The organism is Streptomyces sp. NPDC058620 (assembly GCF_042717135.1).
GTDB lineage: Bacteria > Actinomycetota > Actinomycetes > Streptomycetales > Streptomycetaceae > Streptomyces.
The window spans coordinates 1-15,787 of record NZ_JBHXQO010000059.1 but is presented as its reverse complement, the minus strand read 5'-3'; the positions used below and the strand labels follow the sequence as shown (position 1 = coordinate 15,787).

Sequence of the window (15,787 nt, the reverse complement as noted above, 5' to 3'; positions counted from 1 at the left end):
CTGACACTCTTCACCCCGTTCTGCGCACCGCTTGCTCTGCCCGGATGGCTCACCCAGCCGCCCGAACACCCCCCTCGCAGAAGGAGTCAGCGTGAGATCCACGCACAGCCGTCGTGCCACCGCGACCGGCGCTCTGATAGCCGCGGCAGCCCTGCTCGCCGTCGGAATCCAGACCGGCACCGCCACCGCTACTCCCGGCAGCGGCCCCGTCGCCGCCCCGGCCGCCGCCAAGGCCGACCCGGGTTCGCTCCCCGCCCAGCTGTCGCCCTCGCAGCGCGCCGAACTGCTCCGCGAGGCCAACTCCACCAAGGCGGCCACCGCCAAGCAGCTCGGCCTCGGCCCGCAGGAGAAGCTCGTCCCCCGCGATGTCGTCCAGGACCGCGACGGCACCACCCACACCCGCTACGAGCGCACCTTCGACGGGCTTCCCGTCCTCGGCGGCGACCTCGTCGTGCAGGAGACCAAGGCGGGGAAGACCGAGAGCGTCACCAAGGCGTCCAAGGCCACCACCGCTCAGCTGAAGGCCGTAGGCACGACGGCGGACGTCGCTCCGGCCGCCGCCGAGAAGCAGGCGCTGGGCGCCGCGAAGACCGAGGGTTCGAAGGCGACCGAGGCCAGCAAGGCCCCGCGCAAGGTGGTCTGGCTGGCGAGCGGCACTCCGCAGCTCGCCTACGAGACCGTCGTCGGCGGCTTCCAGCACGACGGCACCCCGAACGAGCTGCACGTCGTCACGGACGCGTCCAGCGGTGCCAAGCTCTTCGAGTGGCAGGCCGTCGAGAACGGCACCGGCAACACCCAGTACAACGGCCAGGTGACGCTCGGCACGGCGCCCTCGTACACGCTGACCGACACGACGCGGGGCAACGGCAAGACGTACAACCTGAACCGCGGCACGTCGGGCACCGGAACGCTCTTCTCCGGCGCCGACGACATCTGGGGCGACGGCACTCCGCAGAACCTGGAGACCGCCGGGGCGGACGCGCACTTCGGCGCCGCCAAGACGTGGGACTACTTCAAGAACGTGCACGGCCGCACGGGTATCCGCGGTGACGGCGTCGCCGCGTACTCCCGCGTCCACTACGGCAACGCCTACGTCAACGCCTTCTGGCAGGACAGCTGCTTCTGCATGACGTACGGCGACGGCGCGAACAACACCAAGCCGCTGACCTCGCTCGACGTCGCCGCCCACGAGATGTCGCACGGCGTCACCGCCGCGACGGCCAACCTGGTCTACAGCGGTGAGTCCGGCGGTCTCAACGAGGCGACCTCCGACATCTTCGCCGCGGGCGTGGAGTTCTACAGCAACACCGCCGCGGACCCGGGCGACTACCTCGTCGGCGAGAAGATCGACATCAGGGGCAACGGCACCCCGCTGCGCTACATGGACAAGCCCAGCAGGGACGGTTCGTCCAAGGACGCCTGGTACTCGGGCATCGGCTCGATCGACGTCCACTACTCCTCGGGCCCGGCGAACCACTGGTTCTACCTGCTCTCCGAGGGCAGCGGCGCCAAGACCGTCAACGGTGTCTCCTACGACTCGCCGACCTCCGACGGTCTGCCCGTGACCGGCATCGGCCGGGACAAGGCCCTGCAGATCTGGTTCAAGGCGCTCACCACCAAGTTCACCTCCACCACGAACTACGCGGGGGCCCGCACAGGCACCCTCGCCGTGGCCGGTGAGCTGTACGGCACGACCAGCGCCGAGTACAAGGCCGTGGCCGACGCCTGGGCCGGCATCGCCGTGGGCTCGCGCCCCGGTGGCGGCGGTGGCACCGTCTTCGAGAACACCACCGCCGTGGCGGTCCCGGACAACGGCGCGGCCGTCACCAGCACGGTCAACGTCACCGGTGTCACGGGCAACGCGCCGAGCGCCCTCCAGGTCGGCGTGGACATCACGCACACCTGGCGCGGTGACCTCGTCATCGACCTCGTCGCCCCCGACGGCACGGCCTACCGGCTGAAGAACTCCTCGTCGAGCGACTCCGCGGACAACGTGGTCACGACGTACACGGTCAACGCCTCGTCCGAGGTGGCGAACGGCGCCTGGAAGCTCAAGGTCCAGGACGTCGCCGCGCAGGACACCGGCAGGATCAACAGCTTCAAACTGACCTTCTGAGACCCAGCGGTCTTCGAGGTCCACTGAACGGAACGGCCCGGGCGGAGTTCACTCTCCTCCCGGGCCGTTCGCCATTCCCTGTCGGCGACGGGCCGTCAGCGCAGCAGTACGCCCGCGCCCTCGGCCGTGCCGTCCACCGCGCCCTCCGCCGGCATGGCGACCAGGCCGAGCTCCGCGCCGGAGGCCAGCAGCCGGTGGCACGGAAGGACGCGCACGGTGTAGCCGTACGGTCCCGTCCGGTCCAGGGCGAGCGGACCCTCGTACAGCCAGCGGTCCTCCAGATCGTGACCGCCCGCCGGCTTCAGCGGGAACGCCTGGGCGTCCGCGATCGCGTCCCCGGAATCGACCCGCCCCGCGACCACCTGGACCTCGACGTCGTCCGGGTCGAGCCCGCCCAGCGCGATCCGGACCCGGAGCGACAGGGTCGACCCCAGCTCCGCCGAGCCGCCCGTGACGGAGGCGGCCGACGCCTCCACGTGGTCGACGGCCACCCCGGGCCAGGCGGCCCGTACCCGGGCCTTCCACACCGCGAGCTCCCGCGCCGCCGCCGGGTCGAGGGATCGCCTCGCCAGCGCCGCGGGGGCGTAGAGCCGCTCCACGTACTCACGCACCATGCGGCCCGCGAGCACCTTGGGTCCGAGTGTGGCCAGGGTGCGGCGGACCATCTCGATCCAGCGCTCCGGCAGCCCCTCGGCGTCCCGGTCGTAGAAGCGCGGCGCGACGCGGTCCTCGATCAGGGCGTAGAGGGCGTTCGCCTCCAGTTCGTCGCGCCGGTCCTCGTCCGTGGCGGAGCCGTCGGCGGTGGGGATCGCCCAGCCGAAGTCCGGCTCGTACCACTCGTCCCACCAGCCGTCCCGCACCGAGAGGTTGAGGCAGCCGTTGAGCGCCGCCTTCATCCCACTGGTGCCGCACGCCTCCAGCGGGCGCAGCGGGTTGTTGAGCCAGACGTCGCAGCCCGGGTAGAGCTTCTGCGCCATGCCCATGCCGTAGTCCGGCAGGAAGACGATGCGGTGGCGCACCCGCGGGTCGTCCGCGAACCGCACCAGCTCCTGCACCAGCCGCTTGCCGCCGTCGTCGGCCGGATGCGCCTTGCCCGCGACGACGATCTGGATGGGGTGCTCCGGGTGGAGCAGCAGCTCCGTCAGCCGGTCGCGGTCGCGGAGCATGAGCGTGAGGCGTTTGTACGAGGGCACGCGGCGGGCGAACCCGATGGTCAGCACGTCCGGGTCCAGCACGCCGTCGATCCAGCCGAGCTCGGCCGTTCCGGCGCCGCGCCTGCGCCAGGAGGCGTAGAGCCGCTTGCGCACCTCCGTCACCAGCTGTTCGCGCAGGACCCGGCGCAGGTCCCAGATCTCCCGGTCCGGGATGCCGGCCACGGCGTCCCAGCGCCGGAGCGTGCCGGTGGGGCGTCCGAGCGACTCGCCGTCGAGGGCGCCTTCCACCGGTCCGCCCTCGAGCGCGTCCCCGGCCCGGCCGCCTCCGACCTTCCCGGCGCCGAGCCTGAAGACCTCCGGCGCCACCCAGGTCGGGGCGTGCACGCCGTTGGTCACCGAGGTGATCGGCACCTCGGAGGGGTCGAATCCCGGCCACAGGCCGGAGAACATCTCCCGGCTGACGGCTCCGTGCAGGGTGGAGACCCCGTTGGCACGCTGGGCGAGCCGCAGCCCCATGACCGCCATGTTGAAGAGGCCGGGTTCGCCGCCCTCGTAGGTCTCCATGCCGAGCCGGAGGATGCGGTCGACGGCGACGCCGGGCAGTTCGCCGTCGTCCCCGAAGTGCCGGGCCACCAGCTGGCGGTCGAAACGGTCTATTCCGGCGGGCACCGGGGTGTGGGTGGTGAAGACCGTGCCGGCCCGCACCACTTCCAGGGCGGCGTCGAAGTCCAGCCCGGTCTCGGATAGTTCCCGGATGCGTTCCAGGCCGAGGAATCCGGCGTGCCCCTCGTTGGTGTGGAACACCTCCGGGGCGGGGGTCCCGGTCAGCCGGCAGTAGGTCCGCACGGCGCGCACCCCGCCGATGCCGAGCAGCATCTCCTGGAGCAGACGGTGGTCGCTGCCGCCGCCGTACAGCCGGTCGGTGACATCGCGCTCGCCCGCCGCGTTCTCCTCGACGTCGGAGTCGAGCAGCAGCAGCGGGACGCGGCCGACCTGGGCCTGCCAGATGCAGGCATGGAGCGAGCGGCCGCCCGGCAGCGCCAGGACCACCCGGCTGGGAGTGCCGTCGGCCTCCCGCACCAGGGTGAGCGGCAGTTCGTTCGGATCGAGGACGGGATAGTGCTCCTGCTGCCAGCCGTCGCGGGACAGCGTCTGGCGGAAGTAGCCGTGCCGGTAGAGCAGGCCCACTCCGATGAGCGGTACGCCCAGGTCGCTGGCTGCCTTGAGGTGGTCGCCCGCGAGGATGCCGAGTCCGCCGGAGTACTGCGGCAGGGCCGCGGTCACTCCGAACTCGGGCGAGAAGTAGGCCACGGCGGCGGGGAGTTCCGCGCCGGCGGCGAGCTGGTCCTGATACCACCTCGGGCCGTCTCGGTACTCGCGCAGGTCGTCGGAGACCTCGGTCAGCCGGCGCAGGAACTGCGGGTCCCCGGCCAGCTCGGCGAGGCGTCCGGCGGACACGGCGCCGAGCAGACGGACGGGGTCGGCGTCCGCGGGCCGCCAGCCATCGGGGTCGACGGCCTGGAAGAGCTCACGGGTCTCGGTGTGCCAGGACCAGCGCAGGTTGCGCGCAAGATCCTGAAGCGGTTGGAGGGAATCGGGGAGGACAGGACGCACGGTGAATCGACGAATGGCCTTCACGTATTCCACCTTTACAGGGGACGTACGAATCCGAGGGGACGCACCACGGTGTGCACCCCCTCCGTCACTCTCGAAGGTAGCGGCGCGCCGTGGAACCCTGCCACGGCGTACGACCGGCTCACCGGGTCCGGCGGTCACCTCCCGCCCGCACCCTCGCGCCCCGGCTCCGCCCCGCGCCCGCTTCCCCGGCACCTCCTGACGCGTCCCGCCCCCTCCGTACGGTCCCGACCCGTGCGCCTCAGCCCACCCGTTGGCCCAACGCGTATGAATCCGCCCCAGGTGATATGGCCGATTCCGCACCCTCATGCGGCCTTGTGGGGCTTCGGGGCACAGGGAAGGCTTCCGAGTGGCGGCCGGGGAACGGGGAACCGCCGCGGGCACCCGGCAGCTACGACCGAGTAGTTAACACACCGCCGGATTGCCCACCCGAGAACGGTGGGCAGGCTTCCCCGGTACACAGCCCCGGCAGTCCGTATCCGCGCACCGAATCGGGCGCGGATACCCCGCGCACCACCCATTCGAGTGCCATTCGAGTGAACGCGGACAGGAGCGGCCATGCCCACAGCCAGCCAGCCGACAGCAGAGCGGCTACAAAGGACAAACCCCAACATGCGCGGCGCGCCCGTACAGCTCCCCGCAGCCTCGCCGTGCCCCGTGTCTTCCGAGCTCCAGCCCCCAGGTGATTCCATGATCGGTCGCATTCCCGTCCTCGACGTCCGTCCGCTCGTCGACTGCGGCAGAAGGCCGGCGAAAGCCGTTGCCGGTGAGACCTTCCAGGTCACCGCCACCGTCTTCCGCGAAGGCCATGACGCGGTGGCCGCCAACGTCGTCCTGCGGGACTCCAGCGGGCGCCCGGGGCCATGGACGCCGATGCGCGAACTGGCGCCCGGCACGGACCGATGGGGCGCCGACGTCACCCCGTCGGCCGAAGGCCGGTGGACCTACACGGTGGAGGCGTGGAGCGATCCGGTGGCCACCTGGCGGCACGCCGCCCGCATCAAGATCCCCGCGGGCATCGACACCGAACTGGTCCTGGCCGAGGGAGCCGCGCTCTACGAGCGGGCCGCCGAGGACGTACCGAAGCAGGACGGCCGGGAGGCCGTGCTCGCCGCCGCCGACGCCCTGCGCGACACCACGCGCCCGGCGGCCTCCCGGCTCGCCGCCGCGCTCGCCCCCGCCGCGGACGAGGCGCTGTCCCGCCACCCGCTGCGCGAACTGGTCTCCGCCTCCCGCCCGATGCCCCTGACCGTGGAGCGCCGCCGGGCCCTCTACGGCTCCTGGTACGAGCTGTTCCCCCGCTCCGAGGGCGCCCGGGTGGAGCAGATCAAGCCGCCCAAGGGAACGAGGAAGGGGCGGGCCGGCAAGGCCGCGAAGCCGCAGCCGCCCGCCACCCGGATCATCAGCGGCACGTTCCGCACGGCCGCCGAGCGGCTGCCCGCCGTCGCGGCGATGGGATTCGACGTCGTCTACCTCCCGCCCATCCACCCCATCGGCACCACCCACCGCAAAGGCGCGGACAACACCCTCTCCCCCGGCCCGGACGACCCGGGTGTGCCGTGGGCGATCGGCTCCGCCGAGGGCGGTCACGACGCCGTCCATCCCGAGCTCGGCACACTGGCCGACTTCGACCACTTCGTCGAGACGGCCCGCACCCTGCGCATGGAGGTCGCCCTGGACTTCGCCCTCCAGTGCTCCCCCGACCACCCCTGGGTGACCGAGCACCCGGAGTGGTTCCACCACCGTCCCGACGGCTCCATCGCCTACGCGGAGAACCCGCCCAAGAAGTACCAGGACATCTACCCGATCGCCTTCGACAAGGATCTGCGCGGGCTGGTCGCGGAGTCCGTCCGCATCCTGCGGTTCTGGATGGACCACGGCGTACGCATCTTCCGCGTCGACAATCCGCACACCAAGCCGGTGGTCTTCTGGGAGAAGGTGATCGGCGAGATCAACCGCACCGACCCCGACGTGATCTTCCTGGCGGAGGCGTTCACCCGGCCCGCGATGATGCGCACGCTGGCCGCGGTCGGCTTCCAGCAGTCGTACACGTACTTCACCTGGCGTAACACGAAGCAGGAACTCACCGAGTACGTCACGGAGCTTTCGGGCGACTCCGCCTCGTACATGCGGCCCAACTTCTTCGTGAACACCCCCGACATCCTTCCCGGTTACCTGCAGGACGGCGGCCGCCCCGCCTTCGAGGCGCGGGCCGTCCTGGGCGCGACGCTGTCCCCGTCCTGGGGCGTGTACGCGGGCTTCGAGCTGTGCGAGAACACCCCGGTGCGTTCCGGGAGCGAGGAGTACCTGCACTCGGAGAAGTACGAGATCAAGCCCAGGGACTGGGAGTCCGCGGAGCGCGAGGGCCGTTCGCTGGCCCCTCTGATCACGTCGCTCAACCGGATCAGACGACGCCATCCCGCGCTCCAGCAACTGCGCGACGTGCACTTCCACTCCGTCGACAACGAGGCGCTGATCGCGTACAGCAAGCGCTCGGGCCAGAACATCGTCCTGGTGGTCGTCAACCTCGACCCCCACCACACCCAGGAGGCCACGGTCTCGTTGGACATGCCACAGCTCTGCCTCGACTGGCATGAGCGCGTGCCGGTGCGCGATGAGCTCACCGGCGACACCTACCACTGGGGCAGGACCTTCTATGTGCGTCTGGAGCCGGGTGTGACACCCGCGCACATCGTCGTTCTGCGACCGTCCCCGCCGACCGGAGGGTCACCCACACCATGATCGTCAACGAGCCCGTCCACGACTTGTTCGAGGACACTCCCGCCAAGGACCGCGATCCCGACTGGTTCAAGCGCGCCGTCTTCTACGAGGTCCTCGTCCGGTCCTTCCAGGACTCCAACGGCGATGGCATCGGCGACCTCAAGGGCATCACCGCCAAACTCGACTATCTGCAGTGGCTGGGCGTCGACTGCCTCTGGCTGCCGCCGTTCTTCAAGTCGCCGCTGCGCGACGGCGGTTACGACGTCTCCGACTACACCGCCGTCCTGCCGGAGTTCGGCGACCTGGCCGACTTCGTCGAGTTCGTCGACGCCGCGCACCAGCGCGGCATGCGCGTGATCATCGACTTCGTCATGAACCACACGAGCGATCAGCACGACTGGTTCCAGCAGTCCCGCACCGACCCCGACGGGCCGTACGGGGACTACTACGTCTGGGCCGACGACGACAAGCAGTTCCAGGACGCCCGGATCATCTTCGTGGACACCGAGACGTCCAACTGGACCTTCGACCCGGTGCGCAAGCAGTACTACTGGCACCGGTTCTTCTCGCACCAGCCCGATCTCAACTACGAGAACCCGGCGGTGCAGGAAGAGATCATCTCGGCGCTCCGCTTCTGGCTGGACCTGGGCATCGACGGCTTCCGCCTGGACGCCGTGCCGTATCTCTACCAGCGCGAGAACACCAACTGCGAGAACCTGCCGGAGGCCCACGCCTTCCTCAAGCGGGTCCGCAAGGAGATCGACGCCAACTACCCGGACACCGTGCTGCTGGCCGAGGCCAATCAGTGGCCGGAGGACGTCGTCGACTACTTCGGCGACTTCCAGACCGACGGCGACGAGTGCCACATGGCATTCCACTTCCCGGTGATGCCCCGCATCTTCATGGCCGTACGGCGCGAGAGCCGCTACCCGGTCTCGGAAATCCTGGCCAAGACCCCGGCGATCCCGAAGAACTGCCAGTGGGGGATCTTCCTGCGCAACCACGACGAGCTCACGCTCGAAATGGTCACGGACGAAGAGCGGGACTACATGTACGCGGAGTACGCCAAGGATCCGCGGATGCGCGCCAACATCGGCATCCGCCGCCGGCTGGCGCCCCTCCTGGACAACGACCGCAACCAGATCGAACTGTTCACGGCGCTCCTGCTGTCCCTGCCCGGCTCCCCGATCCTCTACTACGGGGACGAGATCGGGATGGGCGACAACATCTGGCTCGGCGACCGCGACGCCGTACGCACCCCGATGCAGTGGACCCCCGACCGCAACGCCGGCTTCTCGTCCAGCGATCCGGGACGTCTGTACCTCCCCACGATCATGGACCCGGTCTACGGCTACCAGGTCACGAACGTCGAGGCGTCGATGGCCTCACCGTCCTCGCTGCTGCACTGGACACGGCGGATGATCGAGATCCGCAAGCAGAACCACGCGTTCGGAACGGGCTCGTACACGGAGCTGCCGTCCTCGAACCCGGCCGTCCTGGCCTTCATCCGGGAGGCCCCGCCGAACGGCGACGGCACCGACGACCTGGTGCTCTGCGTCCACAACTTCTCGCGGTTCGCGCAGCCGACGGAGCTGGATCTGCGGGCGTATAACGGCCGTCACCCGGTGGAGCTGATCGGCGGGGTGCGCTTCCCCGCCATCGGCCAGTGGCCCTACCTGCTCACCCTCGCGGGGCACGGCTTCTACTGGTTCCGGCTGCGGAAGGACCCACCCGTCGTCGCCTGACGGCGCACGACCTCTCGCGGGGCGGTTTCCGCCGCCCCGCAGGGGGCACTCTCCCCCCATATCGAGCTCTTCCGGGCTCCTCCGGTCCTTTTGGGGCCAAAGATCGAGTCCGTACGGACCTTCCTCTCCCGACACGTCCCGCACAGCCGGACAGCCATTGCCGCAATCCGGGACACTCTTCGCATCCTGTGGTGTGCCCGGGGAAAGGACGCGATGCCATGTCGGAGGCTGCATCCACTCGAGTCGCCACATCGAAGAGTAAAACGAAGAGCACAACAACGAGCACGACGAAGAGCGCCCCATCGCCTCAGAAGACGAGCCCCGAGGCGGAGGCGACGGACAGAACCGCCGGCGGCGCACCGGGGCAGATGTCCGGGAGCGCGACGGCGTGTGTGCCGTCCGGCCCTGTCGCCGGCGCGGAGCTGCTGTCCTCCCTCGCCCCCCTGCTGCACGCCTGGCTGCCGGGTCAGCGCTGGTTCGCGGGCAAGGGACAGCCGGTCACCCGCTTCTCGCTCGTCTCGGCGACCGAGATACTGCCGGTGAGCTCTGCCGGTACCGGTCCGGGGCTGCTCCATCTGCTCGTCAGGGCCCATCAGCCCGGTATGCCCGCGAACGCGCTGGGCGACTGCTACCAGCTCCTGCTCGGGGTGCGGTCCATGCTCCCGACCCGGCTGGCCGCCGCCCGCATCGGCCGGCTCGAGAACGGGCCGCTGGCCGGCCGCACGGTATACGAGGGTCTGCACGACCCGCGCGTCGCGGAACTTCTGCTGGAACGGTTCCGCCGCCCCGGCCCCCTCGGTCCGCTCCGTTTCGACCAGGCCACCGCGATCCCCGCCGGGCTCGCTCCCCGGGTGCTGGACACGGAGCAGTCCAACTCCTCGCTCGTCTACGGCGACACCTACATCCTCAAGATCTTCCGCCGGGTCTTCCCGGGCACCAACCCCGATCTGGAGCTGCCCCTCGCCCTCACCCGCGAAGGCTGCCGAAGGGTGCCCGGACCGGTCGCCTGGTTCGAGGCCACCGCTCCGCAGCCGGTGACGCTCGGTGTGCTGCAGCCGTTCCTGCGCGGTGCGCGGGACGGCTGGCAGCTCGCCCTCGGCGCACTCGCGGCGGGCCGGGACTTCGTACCGGAGGCCCATGCCCTGGGCCGGGCCACCGCCGAGGTGCACATCGCGCTCGCCGCGGCGCTGCCGACGCCCGCGCTGTGCCGCTCGCAGACCAGACAGCTGGTCGACGGGATGACGGAGCGGCTGGAGGCCGCCGCCCGCGCCGTACCGGCACTCGTGCCGTACGTGCCGGGACTGCGTACCGCCTTCGACGCACTCGGCCACGGGGACAACGGCTGGGCGGTCCAGCGGGTCCACGGCGATCTCCATCTCGGTCAGACGCTGCGCGCCGAGGACGGCTTCTGGTCACTGATCGACTTCGAGGGGGAGCCCGCCCGGCCCCTTCCGGAACGCCGCCGTCCGCAGCCGCCCGTGCGCGATGTCGCGGGCATGCTGCGCTCCTTCGACTACGCGGCCCGCTCGCACCGCCCGTGGAACGCCGAGTGGGCGGCCCGCTGCCGTGCGGCCTACTGCGAGGGATACGCACAGGCCGCGGGCACCGATCCGCGCAGCCAGCCGGAACTGCTCCGCGCCTACGAGACCGACAAAGCGGTCTACGAGGTGCTGTACGAGGCACGCAACCGGCCCGACTGGCTGCCGGTGCCGATGGCCGCGATCCAGCGCCTGGCCACGACGACCGACTGAACCGCCCCGCTTCTCCCCCCGCTTACCCCTCCCCTCCGCTTCTCTCCCCCTCCGAGGAGGCAGTCCCTGTGACCGCCCGCAAGCCGTCCCGCAAAACGTCCGACCCCATCGAGGTCCCGCCCGTCAAGCAGCCGGTGACCGCCGAGGTCTCCGCCCCGACCGCACCCGCCGCAGCCGCCGCACCCGCCGCACCCGCCGCATCCGCGGCATCCGCGGCACCCTCGGCACCCTCGGAGAAGAGCGCGTCCGCGAGCGCGGCCGCCGCGCCGCCGGCCAAGCGGGCCCGGGCCAGGCGGACCGGCGCCACGCCGCCCCGGCCCCGGCGCGGTGGCGGCAGCAAGGGCGTGCTGCCCGCCGTCGCCATGGACGGCGGGGACCGGGCCCGGCTGCTCGCCGGTGAGCACCACGCCCCGCACGACCTGCTGGGCGCGCACCTGACCAGGGGCGGGGTGGAATTCCGCGCGCTGCGCCCCTTCGCGCGTTCGGTGACCGTGCTCGCCAGGGGGCTGCGGGCGGAACTGCACGAGGACGGCGACGGGTTCTTCGCCGGGGTCCTGCCGGTGTCCGCCGTCCCCGAGTACCGGCTCGCGGTCACCTACGAGGACAACGAGATCGAGGTCCACGACCCGTACCGCTTCCTGCCCGCGCTCGGCGAGCTCGACCTCCATCTGATCGGCGAGGGACGGCACGAGGAGCTGTGGACCGCTCTCGGCGCCCAGCCGATGGAGCACCAGGGCGTGACCGGCACCCGCTTCACCGTATGGGCGCCGAACGCCCGGGGGGTGCGCGTCGCCGGTGACTTCAACTACTGGGACGGCAAGGGCTTCCCGATGCGCTCGCTCGGTTCCTCGGGCGTGTGGGAGCTGTTCGTCCCGGCGGTCGGCGAGGGCGCCCTGTACAAGTTCGACATCTGCCGCCCCGACGGCTCCCACACACTGCGCGCCGACCCGATGGCCCGGCAGGCGGAGGTTCCTCCCGCCAACGCCTCGGTGGTCACGGCCTCGCACCACGAGTGGCAGGACGCGGACTGGATGGCGCACCGGGGCGACCGCCCGGTCCACGAGGCCCCGTTCTCGGTCTACGAGGTCCACCTCCCTTCCTGGCGCCCCGGTCTGACGTACCGCCAGCTGGCGACGCAGCTGCCGGACTACGTACGTGATCTGGGCTTCACGCACGTCGAGCTGATGCCGGTGTCCGAGCACCCCTTCGGCGGCTCCTGGGGCTACCAGGTCACCGGCTTCTACGCCCCGACCTCGCGCATGGGCGGCCCGGACGACTTCCGCCACCTCGTCGACGCGCTGCATCAGGCGGGCATCGGGGTCATCGTCGACTGGGTGCCCGCGCACTTCCCGCGCGACGACTGGGCGCTCGCGGAGTTCGACGGCCGCCCGCTGTACGAGCACTCGGACCCCTCGCGGGCCGCGCACCCCGACTGGGGCACGCTGGAGTTCGACTACGGCCGCAAGGAGGTCCGCAACTTCCTGGTCTCCAACGCCACGTACTGGTGCGAGGAGTTCCACATCGACGGTCTGCGGGTCGACGCGGTGGCCTCGATGCTCTACCTGGACTACTCCCGCGAGGACGGGCAGTGGTCACCGAACGAGCACGGCGGCCGGGAGAACCTGGACGCCGTCACCTTCCTCCAGGAGATGAACGCGACCGTCTACCGGCGCAATCCGGGCGTCGTCACGATCGCCGAGGAATCCACCGCCTGGGACGGCGTCACGCGCGCCACGCACCACGTCGGGCCCGGTGGTTTCGGGGGCCTGGGCTTCGGGCTGAAGTGGAACATGGGCTGGATGCACGACTCGCTCGACTACGTCTCGAAGGAGCCGGTGCACCGCAAGTACCACCACAACGAGATGACGTTCTCGATGGTGTACGCGTACAGCGAGAACTACGTCCTGCCGATCTCGCACGACGAGGTGGTGCACGGGAAGCAGGCGCTGGTCACCAAGATGCCGGGCGACTGGTGGCAGCAGCGCGCCAACCACCGCGCCTACCTGGGCTTCATGTGGGCCCATCCGGGCAAGCAACTCCTTTTCATGGGCCAGGAGTTCGCCCAGGGTGCGGAGTGGTCCGAGGGGCACGGCCCCGACTGGTGGCTGCTCGACCCCTCGTACTCGGCCTCGGACGACCACCGCGGCGTACGCACCCTGGTGAGCGATCTCAACGCGGTGTACGGGGCGGTGCCCGCCCTCTGGCAGCGCGACACCGTGCCGGAGGGCTTCGCCTGGGTCGACGGGAACGCGTCCGAGGACAACGTGTTCGCGTTCCTGCGCTACGACGCGGACGGCTCGCCGCTCCTGGCGATCTCGCACTTCTCCCCGGTGGTGCGCCACGACTACCGCGTCGGCGTGCCCGAGGGCTTCGAGAGCTGGGTGGAGGTCCTCAACACGGACGCGGCCCGTTACGGCGGTGGCGACGTCCGCAACGAGGAGCCGCTGAAGCCGGAGGCGGTGGCCATGCACGGCAGGCGGACGAGTGTGCTCCTGACCCTGCCGCCGCTGGCCACGGTGTACTTCCGGCCGGCGTGACCATCTGATCCCGCACCCGGCCCACCCGGCCCGGAAAGGGGGGCCCGCACCGCATCCGCCGGTGCGGGCTCCCTCTCACGCGCCGCCCAGGGCCTCGAAGGTGCTCGCCCACGAGTCGCGGCCGTGTCCCTTCGCGATCGCCCGTTCCGAGACCGCCTTGACCGCCTCCAGCTGTGCGGTGTCCAGGCCCCGTCCGCGTGCGGTGTGCAGGATGTGGTCGACGCTCGCGGTCATCATGGCGAGATTGGCGCCGGCGCCGTCGTACGTACGGGCATCGATGTCCGCGGCCGTGGACGCCACGATCGGCGGCAGGATGCCGGCGATCGTGTTCAGGTACGGCGCGAGCGCCGCGGCCTCGACCCCCTCGGCGCGGGCCAGCGCGAAGGCGTGCACCAGACCGCCCATGGCCCCGTAGAAGAAGTCGAGCATCGCCATGTCGTAGGCGGCGGCCAGACCGTGGTCCTCGCCGAGGAAGGCGGCGGGCGCGCCGAGCACCTTGAGGACGGACTCGTACCGCTCGTAGGCCGCCCGGTCCCCCGCGTAGAAGATCAGCGCCTCCGGTCCGCCGATGACCGGGACCGGCACCATGATCGCGCCGTCGAGGTAGGAGAGGGAGTGCGAGGCCGCCCAGGTGGCCGCTTCCCTGGCCCGCTCCGGGGTGTCGGAGGTGAGGTTCACCAGGACCCGCCCGGCCAGGACGTCCGCCAGCGGGTCCAGGATCTTCTGCGCGGCGTCGTGGTCGACGACGCAGACCACGACCAGCCCGGAGGCGAGCACCGCCTCCTCGGCGGACGCGGCGCGGGTCGCCCCCCGCCCGACGAGCGCCTCGCCCTTGTCCGTGGAACGGTTCCAGACGGTGGTGGGGTGACCGGCGTCGAGGAAGGCTCCGGCGAGAGCCTGGCCCATGTCGCCGAGGCCGATGACTGTGACAGGAGTGGAAGTGGTGTGCGTGGGCGTCGTCATAGGCACCATGGTCATCGCGGCAACGGCTCCCGCCAAGAACCCACTTATTTGTCAGATACCTCCCGCGAGGTAAGCGAGGGCCCCGCTCAGGCCGGTGTGAACGCGTCCTCCAGCTCCTGGAGGAGCTTGCGCTTGGGGCGGGCGCCGACCATGGACTTCAGGGGTTCGCCGCCGTGGAACACCATCAGGGTCGGCATCGAGAGCACCGCGTACCGGGACGTGATGCCCGGGTTGGCGTCCACGTCGATCTGGACGACCTTGAGCCGGTCGCTCTCCTGCGCTGCCACGGCGCTGAGCACCGGGGCGAGCTGGCGGCAGGGGCCGCACCAGTCCGCGGTGAACTCGACCAGGACCGGGAGATCCGCTCCCAGCACCTCCTCGTCGAAGGTCGCGTCGGTGACCTCGGCCACACCTTCTGCGTGAATCATTCGTCATCCTCCCAGTTCGCAACGTGGTTCGGGGCCGCCGGGCAGGTGGGCCGAAGCCTCCAGTTCGGCTCGGGCCAGCTGCGTACCCACTTGCGCCCTGACCGTCCGCAACTGCTCGATGAGCTCGTCGAGTTCGCCGAGCTTGCGGCGGTAGACGGCCAGGGACGCCGGGCAGGCGTCACCGGCCGGATGGCCGGCGCGTAGACATTCGACGAACGGGCGGGTCTCCTCCAGACCGAACCCGAAGTCCTGCAGGGTCCGGATCTGCTGGAGCATCCGCAGATCGTTCTCGTCGTACGTGCGGTAGCCGTTCACCGCCCGCCGTGCCGGCAGCAGCCCGCGTGACTCGTAGTAGCGCAGAGTCCGCGTGCTCGTCCCCGCCCGCTCGGCCAGCTCCCCGATTCGCATGACCCGACCGTAATCCTTGACGCGGACGTCAAGGCAAGGCCCCGGTGCGTACGCCCGGCTCCCTGAACGAGTTGCCGCCGCTCCCGGTGTCCGGCGCCTGCCTGGCCCTGGTGCCGGGGTGCTTCACGTGGCTGGCCGTGCACGCCGGCGTCGTCGCGATCTCCGTCGGCTGGTGCGCCGGCTACGGCCCGGTCGCTGAGGCCCGGTATCCGGAAACAGCCGCGGCCGGTACGGGAGTCCCGTACCGGCCGCCAGGCGGGGGTCCAGCCGTCAGACCATCGCGGGCCCCTCCCCCCCCTCGGGGGGCGCGGGGGTCACGTTGTCCGGGG

The 15,787-nt window shown here is 70.8% G+C and carries 9 protein-coding genes; 5 read left to right on the top strand and 4 right to left on the bottom strand.

The features are described 5' to 3' along the window. Positions 1–91 precede the first annotated feature (91 nt). Positions 92–2,116 carry a M4 family metallopeptidase gene (locus ACFWSK_RS31955; RefSeq protein ID WP_383793878.1) on the top strand — a complete coding sequence of 675 codons (2,025 nt, stop codon included), beginning with the start codon at positions 92–94 and terminating at the stop codon, positions 2,114–2,116. A 95-nt stretch (positions 2,117–2,211) separates the two neighbouring features. On the opposite strand, the gene glgP is transcribed toward ACFWSK_RS31955, so the two are convergent. Next, a complete protein-coding gene (gene glgP / locus ACFWSK_RS31950) occupies positions 2,212–4,908 on the bottom strand; it encodes an alpha-glucan family phosphorylase (protein WP_383793875.1) in 2,697 nt (898 codons plus the stop codon). Between the two features lie 687 nt (positions 4,909–5,595). On the opposite strand from glgP, the gene ACFWSK_RS31945 reads away from it, so the two are divergent. The 4 genes from ACFWSK_RS31945 to glgB all read left to right on the top strand — a co-directional run bounded on the left by ACFWSK_RS31945 (position 5,596) and on the right by glgB (position 13,659). Then, positions 5,596–7,647, top strand: a complete 2,052-nt coding sequence (locus ACFWSK_RS31945) for an alpha-1,4-glucan--maltose-1-phosphate maltosyltransferase (RefSeq protein WP_383793872.1) — start codon at positions 5,596–5,598, stop codon at positions 7,645–7,647. After that, entirely contained in the window at positions 7,644–9,371 is a 1,728-nt protein-coding gene (gene treS, locus ACFWSK_RS31940; protein WP_383793869.1) for a maltose alpha-D-glucosyltransferase, read from the top strand. Before ACFWSK_RS31945 ends, treS begins: the two co-directional genes overlap by 4 nt. 368 nt (positions 9,372–9,739) lie before the next feature. After that, positions 9,740–11,122 (top strand): maltokinase, encoded by a 1,383-nt coding sequence (locus ACFWSK_RS31935; RefSeq protein WP_383793866.1) that lies wholly within the window; start codon positions 9,740–9,742, stop codon positions 11,120–11,122. 68 nt (positions 11,123–11,190) lie between these two features. Further along, complete coding sequence (gene glgB, locus ACFWSK_RS31930) at positions 11,191–13,659, top strand: 1,4-alpha-glucan branching enzyme (protein ID WP_383793863.1); 2,469 nt, start codon at positions 11,191–11,193, stop codon at positions 13,657–13,659. A 75-nt stretch (positions 13,660–13,734) separates the two neighbouring features. Here the strand turns inward: glgB and ACFWSK_RS31925 are convergent, their stop codons facing one another. The 3 genes from ACFWSK_RS31925 to ACFWSK_RS31915 form a co-directional block, all read right to left on the bottom strand. Then, positions 13,735–14,622, bottom strand: a complete 888-nt coding sequence (locus ACFWSK_RS31925; protein WP_383793860.1) for an NAD(P)-dependent oxidoreductase — start codon at positions 14,620–14,622, stop codon at positions 13,735–13,737. A gap of 86 nt (positions 14,623–14,708) precedes the next feature. Then, positions 14,709–15,050 (bottom strand): thioredoxin, encoded by a 342-nt coding sequence (gene trxA, locus ACFWSK_RS31920; RefSeq protein ID WP_383793857.1) that lies wholly within the window; start codon positions 15,048–15,050, stop codon positions 14,709–14,711. 3 nt (positions 15,051–15,053) lie between these two features. After that, the gene (locus ACFWSK_RS31915; RefSeq protein ID WP_383793854.1) at positions 15,054–15,458 is read right to left on the bottom strand and encodes a MerR family transcriptional regulator; all 405 of its coding nucleotides are present in this window, start codon (positions 15,456–15,458) and stop codon (positions 15,054–15,056) included. Positions 15,459–15,787: the final 329 nt, after the last annotated feature.